The organism is Streptomyces sp. 8N616 (assembly GCF_052246385.1).
Classification (GTDB): domain Bacteria; phylum Actinomycetota; class Actinomycetes; order Streptomycetales; family Streptomycetaceae; genus Streptomyces.
This window is the reverse complement of sequence record NZ_JBQQBY010000004.1, coordinates 1-22,421: the sequence shown is the minus strand read 5'-3', so window position 1 is coordinate 22,421 and position 22,421 is coordinate 1. Positions and strand designations below refer to the sequence as shown.

The following is a 22,421-nucleotide window of genomic DNA, read 5'->3' as shown; positions in this document are numbered from 1 at the left end:
GACGCGCGGGCGTCGTCACTCTGGCCGCCGCGATGGTGTTGTGCGCCGCAGGTGTCGCTAATGGCGACAACGTCCCCAGCAACAATACGCAGCAACCGCCCCAAGGGGGCGACACAAATGGCCGGGACCTGATCGCCAACGTCACGCATACAAAGATCAGGGTCGAGTCCCCAGGCGGCAGTTCGAACGTCTCCACCGGAGAGATCTCATCCGCCGACCCGAACTGGGAGCCTCCCGCCTGCTGGTACGAGCCCGTCATGACGCCCGAGCAGCTCAAGGAGGGCACGGAGAAGCTCACCGGCTTAGGCGCCGTTAATGCCCACCAGTGGTGGACCAGTGGCATCTTCATCGACCACTACAAGGAGGGCAAGCCGGATAAGAACTGGGACGGTGATCCCGCACCCGGATACAAGAATTACAACCTCGGCAAGGACGGCATGTTCTGGCGCAGTGTTGTCCGGAAGGGGCACGAGGAGGACCCTAAGGCTTGGGACTGCAAGAAGATCATGTTCTGGGCCGACCAAGGCGAAATCCCAGACGTCCCGCAGGCCATTTCCCCGAAGATTCTCGCCGAGTACGCCTACGACAAGATCCGTGTGCCCGATACCAGGGTAGAGATGAATCCGGACGGCAAGCAGACGGTCAATCTGCCGACTTGGATGTGGCTGGATAAGGGGACCTTCAAACCGGTAAAGGTGAGGGCGAGCCTGCAGGAGGCGGGCTTGTGGGCCGAGACCACTGCCGAGCCAGTGAGTCTGCATATCGACCCCGGCACTGAGGACGCCCAGGTTTTCCCCGCCTCCGGCGACTGCCGGATCAACGACGACGGGAGCATCGGCTCCCCGTACACCAAGGGCAAATCCGACCAAGACCCGCCGTGCGGCGTCACCTACCTGCGTTCCACGACCAACGCACCGCCGCACAAGCTCAAGGCCACGCTGACCTGGAAGATCTCCTGGGAGGGCTCGGGCGGCACCGGTGGAGAACTCCCGGACGGCACGTTCGGCACGACCACCGACGTCACCGTTCAAGAAGTCCAGGCGATCACCCGCTGACCAGTGACGCGCGACGTACGAGGGGGGCGCAAGCATGTCGAAGGGATCGGACCTCCAGGTCGACTATGAGCTGCTGGAGACGAGCGCCAAGCAGCTTCGTCAGATCCGCACCGAGTTCAACGGCCTGGAGGAGTGGAAGCAAGACATCAAGTCCCTGCTTGGTGACAGCCGTGTCCAGAAAGCCATGGGTGACTTCGTGGACAACTGGGACGACAACCGCAAGCGGCTGGTGAAAGAGATCGAAGAGGTCGGGAAGATGGTCAGGGCGACCCGTGACGCCTTCAAGGACCTCGACGTCGACCTGGCGAAGGCCACCAAGGGGAAGAAACAGCGCCAAAGGGCGCTTGCAGACTGACGTCTCTTCAGGGGGGAACTTCCATGGCGCGGCCCGCTGACTGGGCACCGCTCGCCGAGACCGATCCCGTACCGGGAGACCCGGAGGGAATCCGGGACGAGGTCGACCACATGAAGAAGGTGGCGGCGAAGCTGCGTACGCAGGCCGCCGCGATGGAGGCGATCGCCGATAGCGATGGGTTGAAGGGCAAGTACGCGGACGAGCTCGCCGAGAAGGCACGTGGACTGTCGCGCAGGCTGGACCTTGCCGAGGACCGCTACCGCGAGGTGAAGGGGCACCTGGGTGGCTGGGCGGACGACATGGAGACCGCCCAGAAGAAGGCGAACCGGGCGCTGGATGACGCGAAGGACGCCCAACGTGTTCTCGATCGCCACAAGAGCGAGGGCACGGGGAAGGACTCCGGCAAGGGCGAGTCGAGCGATCCGAGTGACGACCCGGCGGCAAAGCGGGCCGAGGACGATCTGGAAGAGGCGCGCCGGAAGCTGAACTCGGCCGTGACGTTCTACGGCGATCGGGCGGATCACTGGGCCGGCAAGATCCGGTCGTCGGTCGACGACGACATGAAGGACAGCTGGTGGAACGACTTCAAGGCGTGGGTGGGCGACGCGGGTTGGCTGGACACGATGGCCACGTGGTTGAGCCACGCCACTACCCTGCTGACGTTCGCAGCGATCTTCTTTCCCGCCCTCGGAGTGCTGGCAGGAATCCTCACCGGCCTCGTCTTCGGCATCCACTTCCTGATGGCCCTGACGGGCAACGGCTCATGGTTCGATGTCATCACCGATATCGCGGCGTTCAAGATGGCCCGGAACGGCATCAAGGCAGCCAAGGCGATCAAGGGGCTGCAGAAGGAAGGGCGCACCGTCGCCAAGGACCTCGCGGAGCAGAAGGCGAAGCGGCTGGCGAGGATGAACCGCGCGGCCAGCGGACGGGTCGGCAGCGGACGGCTGGGCCGACTGCGCCGAACTGCTGACAACCAGCAGGGGCGAGCGGCAGGCGTGAGAACCCGGGATGAGGCCATGCCGCAGGTGACGCGGAAGGAGAAGTTCAAGGCCCTTGGGGACAAGCGCATGGCGGAACAGGTGAAGGACATCAAGCGCATGAGCGGCCGGTACCCGGACAGTCAAGGGCTGAGCGACATGGCCTCGGAAGCGGCACGCCAGAAGGGCATCGCCCAAGCCTACTGGGGGACGAGTACGGCACTTGACCTCGGCGGCAGAGCCGGAGACGCTTGGTCGAGTACCTACACGAATGCAAAGGGAAACATGACAGCGCCGGGAGCAGGGATCGGATCGCAATGGTGAGGCCCAAGCCGGAGAAGAGGAGAACCGGCCTCACCGAGAGCGCCCGCACCCGGCAAGCACGTCAGGCTCAGGACCGCGTTCGTGTCGCAGCAGCTCAGGACACGCACCGGTCTGCGCGACCTGCCCGTGGAGCGGGAAACCAGTCGCAACCCGATGCCGTCGGCTCCGGAGCAAACACCTCCGACCCGGGCGACGAGAGGTTCCTCAGGCGGGCAGCCTACGTGCGCTATGTACTGCTCGCCATCGCCCTTGTCATGCTGCTCTGGTTCATGGTCGCGTTGCAGGACAACGAGAGCTGGGGGCCGGAACTGCCCGTGCCCACGTGGGCGCTGGACATTGCCGCACTCAGCCCCCTGCTGGTGCTGGTCCGGTTCTGGAATCCAGAGACCAGGAGGAGGAGCGACACGCTGGACTTCGACTTGAGGGTTTTCAGCGGTCTCTACTTCCTCATGGCCCTCCTCGGAGCAGCCCTCGGCGGATACTGGCAGCTGTGGCCTGGGGTCGCGATCAGCGTCGCGGTGCATGCGGGGATCTGGTACACGAACAGGCGGGCTGGCAGCCATGGTTGATCCCACGACCCAGTCGACCTCTCCACCCACCGGTTACCACCTCCTCCTGCCCGAGGACTGGGTGCAGATCCCGCTCCAACAGGGAGACGCAGAGGTCGCCGTACGTTCCATCGTCACTTCTGCCTTTGCGCGCGTGGCGACCGACGTGCCGCGTGACAAGTTGACGCCTCTCCGGCTGGAGTTGGAGCGCAGACTCCTGGCGGCCGTTGCGGAGGCGCGCAGGGCCGAGGCACTGGAGATGTATCTGCCCGTGAAGCTGGCCGGCGAGGCGAATCTCGGGGCGTCGTTCACCGTTTCCCATGCGCGCCTTCCGGTGCGCTCCGGACCCGACGGCGGCTCGAGCCGGGTGTCCGACCCGGCCGAGATCGCTGTGCAGTTGCTGGCCGGCGAGAGTGCGACGAGTGCCTCGGAGACGGACCTGAGCAGTGGCGAGGTCGATGGAGCCGTCGCGGTTCGTCGGGAGCACGTCGTGCCAGCGGACCCGGAGCGTGGTGTCGAGCTCGCCAGCCGCAGGGTGGAGTATCTCGTGGCGGTACCCGCAGATCCCAGCCAGTGGCTCGTGGCCGCTTTCTCCACGATCGGCGCCGGGAATCCCCGCGATGACCTGGCTCATGCGATGGTCGAGTGGTTCGACGCGTTGATGACGACCTTCCGGTGGAGCTGGACATGACTGAGCCCCGGGTTGAGCTGGAGCACGAGTTCAGCCTCGACATCGACTACAACCCGAGCCGCTGGCTGGAGCTTCCCCCGCGCTGGGACACCGAGGAGTGGCAGGACATCGGCGTCTGGGCGCAGTCGTGCGCCGAGCTCTTCTGGCGGTCGTACGGGCGGGATCCGGGAGAGTCGGGAATCTCCTTCCTCGCAGGTAGGCTGCGGCACTTCGCGGAAGCCTTCGCGCCGGAGCCCTTCGACACGCGGGTGTTGCTGCGTATGTGGGAACCGACGAGCATGCCGCTCCAGGTCTGCACCATGGTCAAGCCCGCGCAGGGCGACCGCGAAGAGACGCTGCGCTTCCTCGTCGGAGCGGAGGACCCGGACGCCGTCGAGCCGCCGGTCATCGAGTCCTTCCACACGGAACTGCTCGGCGAGGGGCTGCGGGCATTTCGCTACCTGCGGCAGGACGACACCCCCGAAGTGCTCGCCGCACTCCGCTACGCCTGGCGAGTCGAGGAAGTCGGCGCCGACGTCGTACTGTGGACCGCCACCGACGACACCGCGCAGGTCATCCGGGCTGCTCCTGACATTGGAGAGCTGGCGCATGCGGTGAGCGTCGCGGTTTGGGATCTCGAACCGGAAGACGAGGATCCTCCGCCGGACGCGAAGTCGCAGGGCTGAGGCGTGGGCGGTCGTCGGCTCCTGTCACCGTGAGGGATCATGTCCGTGCCTGTGGGCCGGGCTTCGGTCTCCGGATACCCCGTAGGCCAAGCCTCGCTCCATCGCCACCCTGAGCAGGACCTCGCGGAGGGCTTCGCGTTTACTCCCCGTGTCTTGACCACGTGGCAGTTCGGGCAGAGGGCCGCCATCTGGCTGGTTGATCGCGACCGCGTGGGCGAGATCCAACAAGGATCTACGCTGTGCAGCTCGTACTGCAGCTTGACACTCCTGGCCCAGCGCTTATTGATCCGAAACTCAAGGGGTTCTATTCGAGGATGTAGGGGACGTGGGGGCCGCCGAAGTAGCCGCGGACGATGTGCGGCTGGCGCTGGCGTTGGTTTGAATCCGGCAGCTCCTCGACGACCCTGATGGTCACGTACAGGAGGCAGCCATCAGGAACATCGTCAGGGCCCAGCCACCAGATATGGTCGAGATTCTGACAAGGGTCGCCGACCGACCGACGCCAGGCTGGATGTGTCTGAGCTGCTGAACAGTGAATCCCCCCCGGGGCCCACCTCGTGCTCCCAGGACAACTGCCGGATTGTCGGCGCCAATCCAGCCAAGCTCGTGAGTGAGTCCCTGCAGGAAACGGCACACGGTCCGGGGAGCTCACTGTGATGATCCGCGCCACCCGCTGCCGGCGCCCACGGTGACCCGCCGTCTTCGAGCGGCGCAGCCGCTCGAAGGGGACAGCCCGCGATGACCGCTGGTGTCGACCTCCCTCTGCAGGCGAGCCGAGTCGCTGTACTTTCGCGGTGTTCCAGGAGTGGGAGGAGAGACGTGAAGTACTGGCTGTTAGCCGCCGAGAACAAGACCTCCGCGTACGAGATGTCCCGCGGGTCTTCCCAGACGGCCGAGGGCTGGGATTCGTCGCTTTCAACCATCAGCCACCTCGGGGTTGAGGAAGGTGACGCAGTCCTCCTGTGGCGGAGGGGACGAGGCGGCGGCGTGGTGGCGCTGGGGGAGATCGCCAACACGACTCCTGTGGAGTCTGGCACGCTTGATTGGTCGCTCACGCGGCTCATGGAGAGGGGCGACGACGGATCGGCTCCCCCTCATGTGAGAGTGCGTCTGTCCTTCGGGAAGCTCTCGTTCGCCGCTCCTGTCTCGGCCCAGACCCTCCGGGCTTCGGGCCTTGATCACGTAGTGAAGCGGGCGCGGTCGTCGACTGAAGGGCGCCAGCTGGTAGGGGCCGATCTGACCGGCAAGCAATGGAGCGAGTTGATTCAACTCGTGGAGAAAGCACAGGCGCCGGATGACATGCCCACAGCGTGGAGCATCCCGCCTGGGGCAGTAGTCAAGCGGAGCGAACTGCACGATGTCTACGGAGGCAGCTCACGACTCACTGTCGGTGCCAGTGGAAGGACTCCCAACGCGTTCCTCTTCCTTGATCACTCCGCCACGGGCGAACTCGCCCCTCGGTGGGATGGCCCCGTGCTGGTGGCTTCCGGACAGTCACAGTGGACGGACAGCTTCTCGAACGACAACCTGGCCGCGCTCGCGCACAGGCGGCGCGGGGTGCCGCTGAGGGTCTTCGTGGCGCACCGCAGCGAGAGTCTGTATCTCGGGGAGTTCGCAATTGAGCCCGAATCACCGGTGGAGCGCTGGGTGGATACCGGCGAACGAGATATCCGGTCCTCTTACTCCCGGCGACCACGCATGGTGGCCACCCGAGTGCCCCTTTTCCGGCTTCGTCAGCTGAACGGCGTCACGATGCCAACGGACTGCCTGGACCCGTTTCGGAACGCTTCCCGTATCAGCCTTCGGCTGCACCCTGCCGGTGACCAGCCAGCTGCGACCGCCATCCGCAAGCTACTTACCATTCTGGAAAGCGAGCCGGCGACCGCCACGTCCCTCGGTGAGCTCGACGAGGCTCAGCTGCTCGCAACTCTGGTCCAGCGTGCTAGACGGCAGGCTGATCTGGATGAGCTGCGTGCCGCAGTCGAGGATCCCGAAAGCAGCGAAGGTGACCTGCAAAGACTCGTCGAGCGGATGACCTGGATCTTCGGTGGCGAGTTCCTGCCGGGCACGGTCCGCCGCAACCTCACCCTGCGAGACCAGCTCGACCTGGCTCTGCTCCGGCCGGATGGCACCCTGCACGGTGTGGAACTCAAGAAGGCCAACATCGAGCGGCTGGTCACTGGGCAGCGGAACCACCTGATTGTTGGCACAGAGGTCAACAAGGCGGTCGGGCAGGCAATGAACTACCTACGCGAGCTGGACGAGAAGCGTCCCCAGATCCTGGTCGACTTGGGTATCGACTGCCGACGCGCATCGATGACGGTCGTGATCGGGCACAGCGGATTCGTGACCACAGATGCATCGCCCGAAGAGATCGACGAAACCATTCGCACCTTCAACTCGTACCTGACGCGTGTGAGCGTCACTACATACGGCCGCCTGATCGAGAACGCGCAGCGGACAATCGATCTGACGGCCTCGGACCGATAGGGCGCAGACACTTCGAGCCCACCCATGCCCTCGGGTTGGAAGCAGTAAGGGCGCCCTCCATCCGTCGGTGGAGAGCGCCCTCTTCAACGATCAGCCGTTGCTGATGTCGCCAGGCGATGGCCCCGGGGATGCCAGCTCGAATACGCACGCCCCCTACTCAAGTGGGCTGATCGGAGGAGCAGATCATGCGGGTAGAGGTGCAGGTAGAAGCTCGCACGTGTTAGCGATCAAGGTGAGCTGCGGAAGCTGACTATGTCTTGGGCCTCCTAGCCGCGGCGCGAGCCGACTTCGCGTTGGCAGCCGCGTTGAGTCGGGCTAGATGCGCGCGTTGCGATACTTCACCCCCGAAAGATGACCAGCCGTAGAGAGACGCAAGCAGTTCGGCTGCAACAGCTGCCGCTGCTGTCAGGGCAGCCATAGCCCCGGACATGAACGCAGGGGGTCTAGCAACCCATCGGCCTTGGCTCTGTACAGTCGTGACGGCGCATTGTTCGGACCAGACCTCAAAGACCTGAGCGAGACGGGCAAAAAATGCAGCCACCGCAGCCAAGCAACAGTAGAAGGCCACGAGCCCTCCACCGAGCCGTGCAGCAATGCCCGGAGTCGGTGCACCATCAGTCCAAGGCCAGCCCATGACCGCATACACGGTTGCCAGACCAGCCGAAGCGGCAATCCATGCAGACCCGATCAGAGAGCTCAGGACGTCCTCGTAGTCATCCGTCCCCTCGTCATCCTGCTCGGGCTGCCCCTTAGTCGGCGACGGGTTCCTGGAGGTCTTCTTCCCGTAAGGCGGGAGAAAGACCTGCCATATGCCACCGTGGACGTCGCCACCCACAAACGTGCCGGATCCGTGGTTGTGCTGCTCCCGGCGCTCATTGTCCGCCATCTGACGCCCCGCCGTAGTTGAAGGTCACGGCACCATGCACGTCACCACCGATAAACGTTCCTGTTCCGGTGTTGTGCTGGTTCCAGACCTTCGAAGCCGGAGGGGTAGGCACCGCGAGTTCGTCCACCTCTCTCACGGCGTCGCGGTGCTCCGCAAGGTATGGGGCGATGAGCTGCGCCCACGCGGTCGCCGCGAGCGCCTGAGCCTCTAGAGAGGGCGGGGTGAGCTGCACAGCGGTGTCGTCCACTGCCTGAGCAGCCGCTCTCTGTTGATCCGGAGTGGCCCGGCGGAAGAAGTGCGCGACCTTCAGGCGCATCTTCTCGGCACCCGACGTGGCAATCGCCGCGACGAGCGTGCCAGCTGCACCAGTGGCCACTGCCATTAATTCGGCGTCGTACATGATCGAGATGTCTCCCCGCTCGTGGTGACGTGCCCCAGCAGAACCTACCGGGCGACACTGACACTCCGAGGGGACAATCCGTGTACACAGTCGGGGGGAATGACTCCGGCACACCTACGGCCGGCACCGGCGCGCCAGCCGCCCCTGCCCTACTCGACCGCCTCGCTGCAGGCAGGTGAACTCCGACCGGGCAGGGTCACGGGCCCGTGGCCAGATACTCCCTTCCTGGGCACTGGGCACTGAGCCTAGCGTTCACTTCAGGGCTGCAGCCCGAACGGCTCAACGGTTCACCAGGTAGAAGATGAAGGCTGCGCCGATTCCGAGGCCCCAGAAGAATGCGACGGCTCGCGCCAGGTGGTCAGGAAGGATCTTTGGTGGAGGTGGGGTCACCGTGGCCTCGATCCGCTCAGCCACGCCATTCAGTGCGGTCCCTATCTCCTCGATCCGTCCAAGAGGCTTGTCCCTGCTTTGCGATCTTTCCATGTCCCTGACCAGTTGGTCCAGGGAACTCAGACTGCCCTCAAGACGCGTGACCAAGCCGCTGAGGTCGTCGTGGCTTTGCGAGCTGATGGTCCCCTCAAAGCGACTGACGATCCTGTTGAACCCGTTGAGGTCGAGCTGCTTGGACGCCTTGTCGAGGGTATCTGCGGCGTGGGACACCTGGCCTGCGACGTCCTCGTTGATGCTGTAGCTGGCGCGCGTGAGCAACGCGGCGACATCTTCGTTAATGCGCTGGGCTGCCTGCCAGAGAGTGTGAGCGACGTCTTCGTTGATGCTGCGTGCCGCCAGGGCGAGCAAGCTCGCGGTATCAGGGGAGATCACCCCGTCGTCCAAAGCCTCTTCGAGCAGCTGGGCCAGGGCGGGGGAATCTTTGGAAATCTTTCTGAGCAGCGCTTTGGTCTTCGCATCGACCGCCTCGATGCGGATCTCGCCGTGGTTGTCACCACCGACGAAGGCACCGTCTCCGTGGTTGTGCTGCTCGGTGATGTGCCGCTCCGGCTCTGGAACAGTGTCCGTCACCGATCCTCCTGCCCATCGACGCGGATAGTGCCGTGGTTGTCGCCGCCAATGAAAGTGCCGCGCCCGTGGTTGTGCTGAGATCCGATGTGGACCGTCTTCGTACCGGAAGGCGTCGAAGAGCGCAGCGCCTCGATATCCGCACGGGCTTCGGGGTAGGCGGTGAGGAACGCGGTCAGCATGCTGCTCCACTGGGCGGTGACCTCGACCTGGGTAACCCGCCGCTGTTCCAGAGCCTCGGCGTGCTCTTCAAGCGCACGCAGCGCGTCAGACTCTTCCCGCGCGGTCCCGCGCTGGAAGATCGCAGAGATCCGGGTGCGTAGGGCGTCGGCCCGGCCTTGAAGCAGGTAGGCGAGAACGTTGCTGGCGGCGCCAGTGGCGACGGCTACGGCTGCTGCGTCAAGCACGTGGAAGACCCCCGAGGTAGATGCCGAGCGCGGTGCTACGCGCGTCCGTGACGGATAGATGGTCTCTCGTAACAGAGCTCAAGCGTCGATGGTCTTCAGTAACCAACCATCGTCTCCTGGTAGTTGACTGGAAATCACGACCTGAGCGGCGGAATCACTGCGGATCGGCCACGAGCCACGCCCGCTGCGGCGACTCTGTAGCAGCTCCCAAGCCCATGCCCGTCGGTCTCCACGGTCGAAGTCCATGGCATGGGAGCGCCCCAGGGCCTCCTCCGCGGGCCAGTCCAGGAGGCCGGCTGCTCCACACGGCCGCCAGACACCCGGTCAAGATCGTCCCGACCCGTCGCCACTGATCAAGAGAAGGCCAGGTTCAGCAACCTGCAGGGGTGATCGCCACAGTCGCGGACCTGACCGATTGCTTGGAACCAAGGGCTGGCCGTTGCTGATGAGCTGTGCCGCGGTGCCCGTCAGGTAGGCGCCCGGAACGCATTCAGCACACATGAGGATGGGAAACCCACGAACACGTGAGAACTACAGAGAGGAGTTTCCCCAGGCCAGAGGCACTACGGGTGACATTTATGCAGGTCGCAGCCTTGATCAGGGAAAACTCCTAAAGCGGGTGTCGCAGGTTCGAATCCTGCCGGGGGCACCAGGCAAAAGGCCCCGGACCGATCATGGTCCGGGGCCTTTGACATCTACTTCTGACTGTGAGGATGCCGGTGGTGCCGCCCTGGGGGTCTGACTCTCTGTCTGACCGACGCCATCCGGCTGTCCTGTTGATGTTTTGTCGGCCGTCCTGGGCGGTGCCGCTCCGCGCGGCCGGTCGGGCGTCTGTGACCTCATAGGAGCCCGGCCAAAGGTCCCATCACAGTCTTGTCCTGCCGCCCGACCGGCGCGCGCCGTCCCTCACGCGTCGCATGGAAGGACAGCAGCAACCAGGATGGCAGACCAAATAACGGTGGTCGGCGGAGTCGACACCCACACCGACTTCCACCAGGCCGCCGTGATCGACTCCATCGGCCGGCACTTGGCCACCCAGGCCTCCCCACTACCCCCGACGGCTACCGCCGGCTGCTCAACTGGCTGCGCTCGCACGGCGAGGTCACCGCTGTCGGCGTCGAGGGCACCGGCGCCTACGGCTCGCAACTCACCCGCGTCCTGCGAACACACCAGGTCACCGTCGTCGAGGTGGACCGGCCCGACCGGCGGGTCCGCAGGGCGAACGGCAAGTCCGACCCCGTCGACGCCTACGCCGCCGCCACCGCCGTGCTCTCCGGCCGGGCCAGCGGGACACCGAAGACCCGCGACGGCATCGTGGAGGCCATCCGAGCCCTGCGGGTGGTCCGCCGCTCCGCGGTCAAGGCCCGCACCCAGATCCTCACCCTCATCGTCACCGCACCCGGCCAGGTCCGCGAACGACTGCGCCCCCTGCACCCCGCCGAGCTCATCAGGCACCTGGCCCGTTCCCGCCCCGGCGCGGACCCCAGCGACCCGGCCTGCGCGGTCCGCACCGCCCTGCGACGCCTGGCCCGCCGCTACCAGCACCTCAGCGAGGAGATCGCCGACGCCGACGCCGACGCCGAACTGGAGCCCCTGGCTGCCCAGACCGCCCCCACGCTGGTCGCCCTACCCGGGGTGGGCACCGAGACCGCCGCCCAGCTCCTGATCACCGCGGGCGACCACCCCCGACCGGCTGAAATCGGACGCGTCCTTCGCGCACCTGTGCGCGGCCGCACCCGTCCCCGCCAGCTCGGGCCGCACCCACCGGCACCGCCTCAACCGCCGCGGCGACCGACGGGCCAACCACGCCCTCCACATGATCGCCTTGGTCCGCATGCGCTACGACAACCGCACCAAGGAGTACGTCGCCCGCCGCACCGCCGAAGGGATGTCCAAGAAGGACATCCTGCGCTGCCTCAAACGCTTCATCGCCCGCGAGGTCTACCAACACCTCGCCCGCCCAAATCCCCAGCCCAAGCCGCCCCTTCAGACCGCTTGACGGTCTATAGGAGCTTCATCAACGACGGCGGACGCGCGCGGATCGCGACGGTTCCCTGTGGAGTAGGCGCGGCACCGTAGGCGCGGCGGTCCAGGGGGTGGGCCGGTCTCTCGATCGAACTCCTAAAGCGGGTGTCGCAGGTTCGAATCCTGCCGGGGGCACAGAGAAAAGGGCCAGCTCAGGAGGGTTTCCCTCCCAGGCTGGCCCTTAGCCGTTTCAGGCGCCGTGCCACACGCGTGCCACTACGTCTCCTCGGGGCCCGCTTCTGAGACCCCGAGGGCCCCTCCCCAACGCCATGGTCCCTCCCCAACGCCACGAACCATGGCGCCAAGTCGGTCGGCGATGGCCCGGTCACGGTCGCTGGTCATGTGCTGATAGATCAGCGCATCGGAAGCTCCCGCCCAAAGCCTCTCCACACCGCCCGGGTGGGTCTCTCATCCGCCGACTGTCGCCGTACCGGTCACCGTCCCGGCCGTTTGGGGGATACGCGGGCCGCCGTCGGCGCGTTTCCCGCCCCGCAGGGCATCCCTTGATGGAACGAAAGGGAGACATGATGCCGCTGTATCTATCGAGGTTCAGCTACACGCCGGAGACTTGGGCGAGGCTGATCGGCCACCCGGAGGACCGCGCGCAGGCCGCTCAGTCGTACATCGAGTCCGTCGGCGGGAAGCTCCACGGCTTCTGGTACGCCTTCGGCACGCACGACGGCTACAACCTGTGGGAGGCCCCGGACAACGTGTCCATGGCCGCGGTTGCGCTGGCGATCAGCGGAGGCGGCGCGCTGAGCTCGTTTGAGACGACTGTTCTCCTGACCGTCGATGAAACACTGGAGGCCCTGCACACAGCGGAGCAAGTCCAGTACCGGGCTCCTGGCGCGTAGCGGAAGGCACCCACGGTTGCCCGAGAGGGCGACTGACCTTTCCGGTCAGGGAGAGCGCCGCGGCAGCGCGAGGCGTTCCCCGCGGCGGGGGACGCGACGGGCGGCTGGGATGGGCGAGGGTTCAACTCCGCCCGTTGCCAGCCGCATTGTGTTTCACGCAGGCCTCGCTGTCCGCCTGTATCCGGTGCCGCTGACGGGGCGAAGGCGTGCCTCTCCGCGCTGGCCGTAGGGCCCGGCCACCGGTTCAGTTCACGATCTCGACCGCGAAGGTGTCCGCCACCCCGCACCTACCGGTGTCGGTGAGGTGGACGACGCGAGGCGAGATGCCGTAACGCAGCCAGTCCAGGTCGAAGAACCGGGTGGCCAGCGCGGCCCCCAGCGCACCGGCGAGATGGTGGCGCCGCTCGCTCCAGTCGACGCAGTAGCGCACCAACGGGCGCCGCCCCCGGGCCAGCTCCCCCATGTCGATGCCGAACGCGGCGAAGCGCTCGGTCCCCGCGGCCGTCAGATCGTACGTGGCCTCCCTGCCGTACGAGCCGGGCTGATCGGACCGGTCCGGCGCGGGTTCGCTCTGACCCCGCCGCAGCAGCCCCTGGTCGAGGAAGGCGCACATGATCGCCACTCCCAGGGATCCCGCCAAGTGGTCGTAACAGGTGCGCGAGCGGCGCAGCGCGTTGTGACGGCTGTGCGCGCGCAGAGTGGTCACCGGGGTGGGGTCGGGCGGCGCGATGACGGCCAGCGCCTCCAGGGCAGCGGCGACGTCGGGGCCGTCCAGGCGGAAGTAGCGGTGCCGTCCGGAGTGTTCGGCCCGTACGAGCCCCGCCTCGGCCAGGTGCGCGAGGTGCACGCTCGCCGTCGGCACGCTCACTCCGGCCTCGGCCGCCAGGACCGTGACCGCCAGCGGCCGGCCGTCGGACAGCGCCTTGAGCATCCGGGCCCGGGAGGCGCTCGCCAACAGGCGTGCGGTCCGCGCCAGATCGGGCTCCGTCTTGTCCAGGGCCCGGCCCGTGCTCGGGCCCTTGCTCTCGTCCTTGCTCGGGTCCGTGACCTGGTCCCTGGCTTCGCCCATGGCCCTCACTCTACAAGCACACTTTGGCATGCGCCTAAGTATGGGCGGCGGAGGATCTCTGTCATGAGTTCAACGAGCGGAACGGCAACGGGGCGGGCGGCATCGCCCCCCGCAACCGGGCGGCTGTCCTGGCCGCCGCTTATCGCCCTCAGCCTGGGCTATTTCCTGGTGATGCTGGACGTCACCATCGTCACCGTCGCCGTCCCCGCCATCCGTGACTCGGTGGGCGCCGGTGCCTCGGCGATGGCGTGGGTCGTCGACGGCTACAGCGTCGTCTTCGGTGGACTACTGCTCATGGGCGGCGGCTTCGGCGACCGGCTCGGGCACCGAAAGGTGTTCCTGTGCGGCCTCGCTGTCTTCGCCCTCGCCTCGGTCGGCTGCGCCCTGGCCACCAACCAGGAGACGCTCATCGCCTCGCGCCTCCTGCAGGGCGCGGGCGGTGCCCTGCTGGTGCCCACCTCGCTGGCCCTGCTGACCGTCTCCTACCCGGCCGCGGAGGTGCGGGCCAGGGCGCTCGGGATCTGGGCCGGAATCTCCGGCATCGCGTTCGCCGCGGGACCCCTCGCCGGCGGCCTGCTGGTGGCAGGCCTGAACTGGCGCGCCGCCTTCTGGATCAACGTGCCCATCGCGCTGGTGGCTGTCTGGCTGACCCGCAAAAACATCCCCGCGCCCACGGCCCGGGCAGACGGACGCGGCCTGGACCCGCTCGGCCAAGTGCTGGGCCTCATCGGCGTGATAGCGCTGGCCGGCATGCTCAACGAGGCCGGCACCCGGGGATGGACGTCTCCGGTGGTGCTGGGGGCCGGTGCCCTCGCCGTCATCGCGCTGGCGCTGTTCGTCCTGACCGAGCGCCGGAGGGAAGCGCGCGCGGTCAAGGAGAGGCCGCCGCTGCTGCCCCCCTCGCTCTTCCGGTCACCCGGCTTCTCCTCCACCGCCGCGGTGGGCGTCCTGCTCAACCTCGGCTACTACGGCATGCTCTACCTGTCCACGCTCTACCTGCAGAACGAGCGCGGCTACGACGCGCTGGGCGCTGGTCTCGCCCTGCTGCCGACGGTGTGCATGGCCGTGGTCGCGGCCCCGCTCTCCGGTCGCCTGACCGCGCGCTTCGGCCCGTACGTGCCGATGACCGGGGCCCTGCTGCTCGGCGCCGCCGGGTTCATCGGCTGGCTACTCGCTGGTCCCGACACCCCGTACTGGATGCTGCTCCCCGCGCTGATCGCGACCGGCCTCGCCACCCCGAGCACGGTGCCGGCGGCCACCGCCGCCATCGTTCAGGCCGCCCCCGCCGAGAACGCCGGTGTGGCCTCGGCGGTGTTCAACGTGGCACGCCAGCTCGGCAACGCCCTCGGCGTGGCCCTGTTCGCCACCCTCACCGTGGGCCATGGAGAGCTGATCCCCGGCCTGCACACCTCGGCGCTCATCGCTTCGGCGGCATTCTTCGCCGCGGCGCTGCTCGCCCTGTCCTCCTGGCGGAACGCAAAGACGCGGGCCGCTGCCTGACCCTGGAACAAGCCGCCCTCGTATACCACGGCGCGTACGTCATCCGGGGGAGACGCTATGGCAGCGCATGAGCGGCCCGATGCCGGTCCGTTGACACCGCTCGGACGAAGTCGAAGCCGAGAGAGCCGGCAGAGACGGCCGCGCGCGAGAGCGCTCTTGGAGGGGTTCATCGTCTTGGCGTCTCGGGGCGTCCGGTGAAGCCGGCCGTGGACTCTTCGTGGACGGGGTGGGACCCAGAAGCGGCCCGCCACGCTCAGACCAGCATCCTTGATCGCCAGGCAAGGGCCCTCCGGAGCCGTGTGCGTCGACGACAGCGCTGGGCGAGGGGTGTTGCCGTCACAGGTGTACAGCAGTTGGGGCCTGCATTCCGTAACATGTTGGTAACTCGCCGTAGGATTGCTGTTCCTCCGTTTGTAACCTTGGGTCTCCGCTGCGCATAGGGGAGGCGCGGCCCGTTCCAAGTAGGGGGGACTCTTCGTTGAAGAACCGTTTTCGTGTCACCGTCGCGACCGTTGCCGTCGCAGGCGCCGCCGTCCTCGCCGCCACGCCGGCTCAGGCCACCGAGTACCACTCGGCGTTGAAAATCCGCGGAGTCCAATACGACGCGCCAGGCCGGGACTCCAACAGCTGCTCCAGCGGCAACACCGACGAGGAATATCTGACGATCAAGAACTACTCGTCCTCGGCGACCATCAACCTCAAGGGCTACCTCGTCAAGGACGCCGCTGGCAATCCCTTCACCTTCACCGCCAACCACTACCTCCAGCCCGGTGACTACGTGAAGCTCCGTGGCGGCTACGGCACCGATTCCGACGCGAACAACGTGGTGTACCGCGACAACTGCAACTTCATATGGAACAACGACCGCGACACGATCTACCTGTACAAGCCCTCCGGCAGCGGCTCGGATTCCCACTCCTACACCAAGAGCGGATCTGACCCCGACGGCAACGGCTACATCCGCTTCCACAGCTGAGCCGGATACGCGCGAGCCCCATCTCCTGAGCGGAGGTGGGGCTCGTCCGTTGGCATCCACGGCTGAACACCAAGTCCGCACGCCGCCGGCGTGGCAGCATCCGTCCGCAGACCACCGCCCTGACCGACCGGGAGCAGAGCCTCCTGTAGGAGTGGCTCGACCTCGCATCACCGACCCGCCCCGGTAGACCGTCCCGTCCCTCTCCTCGTACTCCTTCAGGCACGACGCATCGGCGATGCCGAGCTGCTCGGCCAGGTGCTCGGTGACCTCCGCCGGCACCTGCCGCGGGTCCGGCATGAACCCGGTCTAGATGCCGCACGCTCGTCAGCTGGACGGCGAATCCGAGCCGGTTGTGCGCACGCCGCTTGGCCTGCACCTTCCCCCGGTCCGCGCCGTCCAGGAAGGAGTACCGCCACGGCCCGGCCCTCCGGAGATCGACAACATCGGCCCGCGAAAGGCTTTCCGCACAATCAGCCCAGGTCAAAGCGACGGTCAGGGCAGCGCAGGCTTAGCGTCGCGAACTGGCACGGATGTTCCTCAGTCCCGAGCCGTTCAGGACGCCGTTCAGGAACCCTTGCAGGAAGCCTTGCAGGTTCTATGCCATACAGCCTAAGTTACCGCCCGGTAGTTACCTGTGGGCGCCTCTTGCGCCAGGGTTCGGAGGGCGGCATCCGGTATGTCCGAAGGTTCGAGCGCTGAAGCTGTGGCCGTCAATCGCCCGGTAGTCGAGGTGGTGGGCGCGTGAGCCCGCGCAGGAGCGACAGCCGGGACCGGATGGTCCTCAGTGCCGCGGTGCTGCTGCGGGAGTACGGTGCGAGCGCCACGAGCATCGACCGGGTGCTCGCGCACAGCGGTGCCCCGCGGGGCTCGGTGTATCACCATTTTCCCGGCGGGCGGGCGCAGTTGATCGACGAGGCGGTGGCGCTTGCGGGCGACTTCATTGCCGGTCTGATCGACGCGGCGACGCAGGCCGATGACCCGGTGGAGGCGGTCGACGCGTTCTTCGCGCTGTGGCGTGACCGGCTCGTCGAGAGCGACTTCCGAGCCGGCTGCCCGATTGTGGCGGTGGCGGTGGAGACCAACGACGACGCCCCGCAGCTGGCCCGGTCCGCCGCCGCGGTCTTCGCCCGCTGGCAGGAGGCTCTCGCTGCCCTGTTCGCCCAGCATGGCCTGCCGGAGGAGCGGGGCAAGAGGCTGGCCGCCTTCATCATCGCCGCGGTCGAAGGCGCGGTGATCATGTGCCGGGCCGAGCAGAGCACCGCGCCGCTGGACGCTGCCGCGGCCGAGATCCATGACCTGCTGGTCTACGCGCTGCGTACCCGGCCCGAGACCGGTCCGGGTCCACGACCGTGACCTGCCATCACCCCTGACCCATCCCATGTGAGGAGCAGCTATGCCCACGCTCGACCGCCAGGACAACGTCTTCGTCCTCGACCTCGGGGGCGGCGAGAACCGTTTCCACCCCGACTGGCTCACCTCCGTCAGCGCCGCACTGGACGAGGTGGAGAAGGCGGAAGGGCCGCGGGCCCTGGTGACGGCCGCGACGGGGAAGTTCTTCTCCAACGGCCTGGACCTGGAATGGCTGTTCGCCAACGCCGACCAGCACCAGAACTACGTCGTATCCGTCCATGAGCTCTTCGCGCGCATGCTGTCCCTGCCGGTGATCACCGTGGCAGCGCTGCAGGGGCACACCTTCGCCGCCGGCGCGATGTTCTCCCTCGCCCACGACTTCCGCGTCATGCGAGCCGACCGCGGCTTCTGGTGCCTGCCCGAAGCGGACATCAACATCCCCTTCAGCCCAGGCATGGCCGCCCTCATCCAGGCCCGGCTGGCTCCTCAGACCGCGCACGAGGCCATGGTCACCGCCCGCCGCTACGGCGGGTCCGCCGCCGCGGCCGCCGGCATCGTCGACCAGGCGGTCGCGCAGGACGCCGTCCGGTCGACCGCCATCGAGATCGCCCAGGCACAGGTGACCAAGGCGGGCGACACCCTCGGCACCATCAAGGCCCGCATGTACGCTCCCTCGCTGGCCACCCTGCGCGACACCACCAACCCCCTGGGCTGAGACCGGCGCAGCAGACGACGACGGGCTGGGACCGGCGCAGCAGACGACGACGGGCTGGGACCGGCGCAGCAGACGACGACGGGCTGGGACCGGCGCAGCAGACGACGACGCCGAACCCTCGAGCCTCAGGTGCCCGGCCCACCGCAGATCCACCCACTGACAGATAGCGCAGATCCACCCACGGACAGATGCCGCGCGCCGGGACGGCCGCACACCAAACCGAGGAGCAGCAGATGACAGCCGACGCCACCTGGCACAAGAGCGCGTGCATCCTGTGCGAGAACAACTGCGGCATCCAGATCCAGACCGACGGACGCGCGTTCGCGAAGATTCGCGGCGACAAGGAGCACGTCGCCACCGCCGGCTACACCTGCAACAAGGCGCTGCGCCTGGACCATTACCAAAACGGTGGCGTCCGGCTGACCACGCCGCTGCGCCGGGAGGCGGACGGCCACTTCACGCCGATCGACTGGGACACCGCCATCAGCGAGATCGCCGCCCGGCTGAAGACGGTGCGCGACACCCACGGCGGCAAGTCGATCTTCTTCTTCGGCGGCGGCGGGCAGGGCAACCACCTCGGCGGCGTCTACAGCGGCGCGCTGATGCGCGCCCTCGGCGCCCGCTACCGCTCCAACCCCCTCGCTCAGGAGAAGACCGGTGAGGGTTACGTCGACGCCCACTTGACAGGCGGGCACACCACCGGCGACTTCGAGCACGCCGAGGTCGCCGTCTTCCTCGGCAAGAATCCCTGGCAGTCCCACGGCGTGCCCCGGGCCCGTACGGTCCTGAAGGACATCGCCAAAGACCCGGACCGCGCCATGATCGTCATCGATCCGGTGCGCACCGAGACCGCCGACCTCGCCGACATCCACCTCCAGGTGCGGCCCGGCACCGACGCCTGGTGCCTGGCCGGCATCCTCGGCGTCCTGGTCCAGGAAGACCTCGTCGACCACGCCTTCCTGACCGACCGCACCACCGGCGCCGAGACCGTGCTGGAGCAGTTGAAGACGGTGGACATCGCCCGCTGCGCGCAGACCTGTGGCCTGGACGAGGAGCAACTGCGCACGGCGGCGCGGCGGATCGGCACCGCATCGAGCGTGTCGACGTATGAGGATCTGGGGGTGCAGCAGGGCCCCAACAGCACGCTGGTGTCCTACCTCAACAAGCTGATCTGGCTCCTGACCGGGAACTTCGCCAAGCCCGGCGCCATGCAGCCGCACTCGTGGATCGCCCCGCTGGCCCACTACTCCACCCGTCCGCGCCGCACCCCGGTCACCGGCGCCCGCATGCCCGGCGGGCTGGTGCCGTGCAACGTCATCGCCGAGGAGATCCTCACCGACCACCCCGACCGGTTCCGCGCGATGATCATCGAGTCGTCCAACCCTGCGCACTCCCTGGCCGACTCCGCCGCCTTCACCGAGGCGCTGGCCGCTCTGGATGTGGTCGTGGTCATCGACATCGCGCTGACCGAGACCGGCCGCCAGGCCGACTATGTGCTGCCCGCCGCCTCCCAGTTCGAGAAGTGGGAGGCCACCTTCTTCACCTTCGAGTTCCCCCGCAACACCTTCCACCTGCGCGCCCCGGTCCTCGACCCGCTTCCCGGCACCCTGACCGAACCCGAGATCTACGCACGCCTCATCCGCGAACTCCACGCCGTCCCCCACAGCCGCCTGGCGCTGCTGCGCGCCGCGGCCCGCATGGGCCGTACGCCCTACAAGCTCGCCTTCGCCGCCCTGGCCGCCATCGACAAGAGCACGATCGGCATGGCCCCGTACCTGCTGTACGAGACCCTCGGTCCGACCTTGCCGGATGGCGCCCGGTCTGCCGCCGTGCTGTGGGCGCTCGCCCAGCGCATCGCCAGGGAGTACCCCTCCGCCATGCGCCGCGCCGGACATGCCGACGCCGACGCTCTGTTCGCCGCGATGCTGGCCGGCCGCTCCGGCGTCACCTTCACCCAGGATGAGCACGACGGCGCCTGGCGGTACGTGTCCCATCCCGGACACCGCATCCCGCTGCCCATCCCCGAACTCCTGGACCTGCTGACCGGTCTGGACACCACCCAGGCCGTGCACACCACCGAGGAGTTCCCCATCGTCCTGGCCGCTGGCCAGCGCCGGGCCTTCACCGCGAACACCATCTTCCGCGACAACACCTGGCGCAAGCGCGACCAGGAGGGCGCCCTGCGCATCAGCTGCCACGATGCCGAGCAACTCGGCCTGGCCGACGGCGCATTCGCACAGATCACCACCCAACGCGGCACCGCCCAGGCCACCGTCGAGATCGACGACCGCATGCAGGCGGGCCATGCCGCCCTGCCCAACGGATTCGGCCTCGACCTGCCCACAGCGGACGGCACCGAGCGCACCGGCGTCGCCCTGAACACCCTCACCGACCTGCACTGGCGCGACCCCATCGCCGGCACCCCCTGGCACAAACACGTCCCCGCCCGCATCGAACCCCTCCCGGCCTGACGCCCCCCGACCCTGAGGTCGATCACGGCCGCATGAGGTGAACTACATCCGCGCCGCGCGTGCCGACGGACAAACCCTCACCGCAGAAGGCACCGTCATCCACGCCGGCCGCCGCACTGCCACCGCCGAAGGCAAAGTGCTGGACGGCCAGGCAAGCCCATCGCCCACGCCACCACCACCTGCATGATCTTGTAGCAAGCGTTCCCAGCACCACAGAGGCCTCTGGAACCCTGCCCAGGAGTCGCTACTCGACGGGTTCGGCGATCAGTGCGGTGGCCACGCGGCGGAAGCCGAGCCGGGCATAGATCCGAGCGACATCGTCGTTGCCCGCGGACAAGAACACCGTCTCGACACCTCGCGACCGGGTGTCGGCCACCAGCACCGCGGTGACCGCGCGCGCAAGGCCACGACGGCGTGCGGTCGGCAGGGTGCCCACCCCGACGATTTCACTGACTTTCCCGACCGGCTGGTGCTGACCGGCGCACAGCGCCGTTCTGTTCTCCACCGCGGCGGCAAGACACGTCAGACCGGCCCGGATGCGTGCCACCGCGCCGTCCACCGACCCGTCACCGGCGCGGTCCCGCACCGCCGCGCCCAGTTCCGCCACACCGGCCTCACCGACACCGGTTCCGGGATCGGCGAAGGCCAGGTGAGGGACGGCCAGCGCGCTCGGCAGCACGGGATCGTCCGGCCCGACGGTCCGCAGCACCACATCGTCAGCCCGTTCGGGCACGGCGGGGGTCGGTACGTCCGAGCAAAGCACCATCAAGGGGTGCTCGCGCACCGCAAGCCCCGTCTGCTCGACCGCGGCCCTCAGCGCGGGCGTCGTCTCGGCAATCCACTCGAAACTCTCCGGGACGCCCAGTTCCCGCTGCCGGACGCGCACCCGAGTGACATCGGCGGCACTCACCGCTCCGGACCACCTCAGGGCCGGGCGGGCGTAGAAGGGCCATCCCTGCCCCTCCCGGATGAACAGCGTGAGCGGCCCGAAGTCCTCGGCCCGGGCACCGGATCGGGGAACAGCGTCGTAGTACTGCTCGAGCCGGTCCAGCAGCTCACTACGATCATCAAGATCCACAGAAGTCACACCGCGCATCCAAGCAGCAGGTCGCGAACCGCTGCCACCGCATTACGCCCTGGCAGGGGCTGGCCGACTACGACGACCAGGCGGGTGTCGGCGTCGATGACAACCTGGTGGTTGGTCGAGTACCGGTAGTTCTTGGACTGCTCGGCCACCGTATGGTCGCGGGTGGGCACCGGGGTGCCGTCCACGATGAGCACGGTGTCCGTGCGGAACCGCTTGCGCGGCTGGAGCGCGAGCATCGGACCGAGCTGTCCGATGATGCGGTCCGCGGCGGACTTCGAGACGCCGAACAGCGGGGCGAGCTGGCGCAGCGTCAAGTTCGGTAGGCGGCGACCAGCAGCACCCGGTCCTCCAGGGGCAGCCCCCAGGGCCGTCCCCGCCGCACTTCGTCGGCACCCTCACGGCGCAGCGCGGTCACCAATTTGTCGAAGGCGCGTGGGTTCAGCCCGGTGAATGGGGCTATCCAGGAGGGTTCCGATGCCGTGATCACACCAGCCATGGCCAAGATCATCCCATGGCAAGTTCACCTGCCTGATCTGGAGGCGCTGGTCACGGCTCT

General features: G+C 67.4%; 19 protein-coding genes and 3 pseudogenes. 15 read left to right on the top strand and 7 right to left on the bottom strand.

The features are described from left to right. Positions 1-32 precede the first annotated feature (32 nt). From ACTWQC_RS04675 to ACTWQC_RS04645, 7 genes are all read left to right on the top strand, one after another. Positions 33-1,055, top strand: a complete 1,023-nt coding sequence (locus ACTWQC_RS04675; protein ID WP_443314442.1) for a hypothetical protein — start codon at positions 33-35, stop codon at positions 1,053-1,055. 34 nt (positions 1,056-1,089) lie between these two features. After that, positions 1,090-1,410, top strand: a complete 321-nt coding sequence (locus ACTWQC_RS04670; RefSeq protein WP_443314229.1) for a hypothetical protein — start codon at positions 1,090-1,092, stop codon at positions 1,408-1,410. A 23-nt stretch (positions 1,411-1,433) separates the two neighbouring features. Further along, entirely contained in the window at positions 1,434-2,714 is a 1,281-nt protein-coding gene (locus ACTWQC_RS04665; protein ID WP_443314228.1) for a putative T7SS-secreted protein, read from the top strand. 221 nt (positions 2,715-2,935) lie between these two features. After that, the gene (locus ACTWQC_RS04660) at positions 2,936-3,283 is read left to right on the top strand and encodes a hypothetical protein (RefSeq protein WP_443314227.1); all 348 of its coding nucleotides are present in this window, start codon (positions 2,936-2,938) and stop codon (positions 3,281-3,283) included. Further along, positions 3,276-3,953 (top strand): hypothetical protein, encoded by a 678-nt coding sequence (locus tag ACTWQC_RS04655; protein ID WP_443314226.1) that lies wholly within the window; start codon positions 3,276-3,278, stop codon positions 3,951-3,953. Before ACTWQC_RS04660 ends, ACTWQC_RS04655 begins: the two co-directional genes overlap by 8 nt. Further along, complete coding sequence (locus ACTWQC_RS04650) at positions 3,950-4,618, top strand: hypothetical protein (RefSeq protein ID WP_443314225.1); 669 nt, start codon at positions 3,950-3,952, stop codon at positions 4,616-4,618. Before ACTWQC_RS04655 ends, ACTWQC_RS04650 begins: the two co-directional genes overlap by 4 nt. 819 nt (positions 4,619-5,437) lie before the next feature. Beyond that, positions 5,438-7,108, top strand: a complete 1,671-nt coding sequence (locus ACTWQC_RS04645) for a Shedu anti-phage system protein SduA domain-containing protein (RefSeq protein WP_443314224.1) — start codon at positions 5,438-5,440, stop codon at positions 7,106-7,108. An 872-nt stretch (positions 7,109-7,980) separates the two neighbouring features. Here ACTWQC_RS04645 and ACTWQC_RS04640 read toward each other — a convergent pair. The 3 genes from ACTWQC_RS04640 to ACTWQC_RS04630 all read right to left on the bottom strand — a co-directional run bounded on the left by ACTWQC_RS04640 (position 7,981) and on the right by ACTWQC_RS04630 (position 9,818). Next, positions 7,981-8,394 carry a hypothetical protein gene (locus ACTWQC_RS04640; RefSeq protein ID WP_443314223.1) on the bottom strand — a complete coding sequence of 138 codons (414 nt, stop codon included), beginning with the start codon at positions 8,392-8,394 and terminating at the stop codon, positions 7,981-7,983. A gap of 279 nt (positions 8,395-8,673) precedes the next feature. Next, positions 8,674-9,414: a hypothetical protein gene (locus ACTWQC_RS04635; RefSeq protein WP_443314222.1), complete on the bottom strand. Its 741-nt coding sequence runs from the start codon at positions 9,412-9,414 to the stop codon at positions 8,674-8,676. After that, complete coding sequence (locus ACTWQC_RS04630) at positions 9,411-9,818, bottom strand: hypothetical protein (protein WP_443314221.1); 408 nt, start codon at positions 9,816-9,818, stop codon at positions 9,411-9,413. Before ACTWQC_RS04630 ends, ACTWQC_RS04635 begins: the two co-directional genes overlap by 4 nt. 940 nt (positions 9,819-10,758) lie before the next feature. Here ACTWQC_RS04630 and ACTWQC_RS04625 point away from each other — a divergent pair. Together ACTWQC_RS04625 and ACTWQC_RS04620 are read left to right on the top strand one after the other, a co-directional pair. Beyond that, a pseudogene (locus ACTWQC_RS04625) lies at positions 10,759-11,817 on the top strand (IS110 family transposase). 553 nt (positions 11,818-12,370) lie between these two features. After that, positions 12,371-12,697: a GYD domain-containing protein gene (locus ACTWQC_RS04620; RefSeq protein WP_443314441.1), complete on the top strand. Its 327-nt coding sequence runs from the start codon at positions 12,371-12,373 to the stop codon at positions 12,695-12,697. A gap of 244 nt (positions 12,698-12,941) precedes the next feature. Here ACTWQC_RS04620 and ACTWQC_RS04615 read toward each other — a convergent pair whose 3' ends face one another. After that, positions 12,942-13,766 carry an ArsR/SmtB family transcription factor gene (locus ACTWQC_RS04615; RefSeq protein ID WP_443314220.1) on the bottom strand — a complete coding sequence of 275 codons (825 nt, stop codon included), beginning with the start codon at positions 13,764-13,766 and terminating at the stop codon, positions 12,942-12,944. Positions 13,767-13,829: 63 nt separating this feature from the next. Here ACTWQC_RS04615 and ACTWQC_RS04610 point away from each other — a divergent pair, with 63 nt between their 5' ends. After that, complete coding sequence (locus tag ACTWQC_RS04610) at positions 13,830-15,266, top strand: MFS transporter (protein ID WP_443314219.1); 1,437 nt, start codon at positions 13,830-13,832, stop codon at positions 15,264-15,266. Between the two features lie 478 nt (positions 15,267-15,744). Then, positions 15,745-16,242, top strand: a complete 498-nt coding sequence (locus ACTWQC_RS04605) for a lamin tail domain-containing protein (RefSeq protein ID WP_443314218.1) — start codon at positions 15,745-15,747, stop codon at positions 16,240-16,242. Positions 16,243-16,431: 189 nt separating this feature from the next. Here ACTWQC_RS04605 and ACTWQC_RS04600 read toward each other — a convergent pair. Continuing rightward, a pseudogene (locus ACTWQC_RS04600) lies at positions 16,432-16,669 on the bottom strand (DUF4158 domain-containing protein); the annotation flags it as partial. Between the two features lie 314 nt (positions 16,670-16,983). Here ACTWQC_RS04600 and ACTWQC_RS04595 point away from each other — a divergent pair. The 4 genes from ACTWQC_RS04595 to ACTWQC_RS04580 all read left to right on the top strand — a co-directional run bounded on the left by ACTWQC_RS04595 (position 16,984) and on the right by ACTWQC_RS04580 (position 20,965). After that, positions 16,984-17,595: a TetR/AcrR family transcriptional regulator gene (locus ACTWQC_RS04595; RefSeq protein WP_443314217.1), complete on the top strand. Its 612-nt coding sequence runs from the start codon at positions 16,984-16,986 to the stop codon at positions 17,593-17,595. Between the two features lie 40 nt (positions 17,596-17,635). Beyond that, a complete protein-coding gene (locus ACTWQC_RS04590) occupies positions 17,636-18,307 on the top strand; it encodes an enoyl-CoA hydratase-related protein (RefSeq protein WP_443314216.1) in 672 nt (223 codons plus the stop codon). Positions 18,308-18,540: 233 nt separating this feature from the next. After that, the gene (locus ACTWQC_RS04585; RefSeq protein WP_443314215.1) at positions 18,541-20,778 is read left to right on the top strand and encodes a molybdopterin-dependent oxidoreductase; all 2,238 of its coding nucleotides are present in this window, start codon (positions 18,541-18,543) and stop codon (positions 20,776-20,778) included. A 37-nt stretch (positions 20,779-20,815) separates the two neighbouring features. Beyond that, complete coding sequence (locus ACTWQC_RS04580; RefSeq protein WP_443314214.1) at positions 20,816-20,965, top strand: hotdog domain-containing protein; 150 nt, start codon at positions 20,816-20,818, stop codon at positions 20,963-20,965. Between the two features lie 57 nt (positions 20,966-21,022). On the opposite strand, the gene ACTWQC_RS04575 is transcribed toward ACTWQC_RS04580, so the two are convergent. Then, positions 21,023-21,865, bottom strand: a complete 843-nt coding sequence (locus ACTWQC_RS04575; protein WP_443314213.1) for a GNAT family N-acetyltransferase — start codon at positions 21,863-21,865, stop codon at positions 21,023-21,025. A gap of 47 nt (positions 21,866-21,912) precedes the next feature. Beyond that, a pseudogene (locus tag ACTWQC_RS04570) lies at positions 21,913-22,361 on the bottom strand (helix-turn-helix domain-containing protein); the annotation flags it as partial. Positions 22,362-22,421: the final 60 nt, after the last annotated feature.

Bases quoted from the DNA above. Each gene is read 5' to 3' on its own strand.
- ACTWQC_RS04585 (WP_443314215.1), top strand. From the start codon at position 18,541: ATGACAGCCGACGCCACCTGGCACAAGAGCGCGTGCATCCTGTGCGAG.
- ACTWQC_RS04615 (WP_443314220.1), bottom strand. From the start codon at position 13,766: ATGGGCGAAGCCAGGGACCAGGTCACGGACCCGAGCAAGGACGAGAGC.
- ACTWQC_RS04650 (WP_443314225.1), top strand. From the start codon at position 3,950: ATGACTGAGCCCCGGGTTGAGCTGGAGCACGAGTTCAGCCTCGACATC.
- ACTWQC_RS04665 (WP_443314228.1), top strand. From the start codon at position 1,434: ATGGCGCGGCCCGCTGACTGGGCACCGCTCGCCGAGACCGATCCCGTA.
- ACTWQC_RS04620 (WP_443314441.1), top strand. From the start codon at position 12,371: ATGCCGCTGTATCTATCGAGGTTCAGCTACACGCCGGAGACTTGGGCG.
- ACTWQC_RS04640 (WP_443314223.1), bottom strand. From the start codon at position 8,394: ATGTACGACGCCGAATTAATGGCAGTGGCCACTGGTGCAGCTGGCACG.
- ACTWQC_RS04590 (WP_443314216.1), top strand. From the start codon at position 17,636: ATGCCCACGCTCGACCGCCAGGACAACGTCTTCGTCCTCGACCTCGGG.
- ACTWQC_RS04670 (WP_443314229.1), top strand. From the start codon at position 1,090: ATGTCGAAGGGATCGGACCTCCAGGTCGACTATGAGCTGCTGGAGACG.
- ACTWQC_RS04610 (WP_443314219.1), top strand. From the start codon at position 13,830: ATGAGTTCAACGAGCGGAACGGCAACGGGGCGGGCGGCATCGCCCCCC.
- ACTWQC_RS04675 (WP_443314442.1), top strand. From the start codon at position 33: ATGGTGTTGTGCGCCGCAGGTGTCGCTAATGGCGACAACGTCCCCAGC.
- ACTWQC_RS04655 (WP_443314226.1), top strand. From the start codon at position 3,276: ATGGTTGATCCCACGACCCAGTCGACCTCTCCACCCACCGGTTACCAC.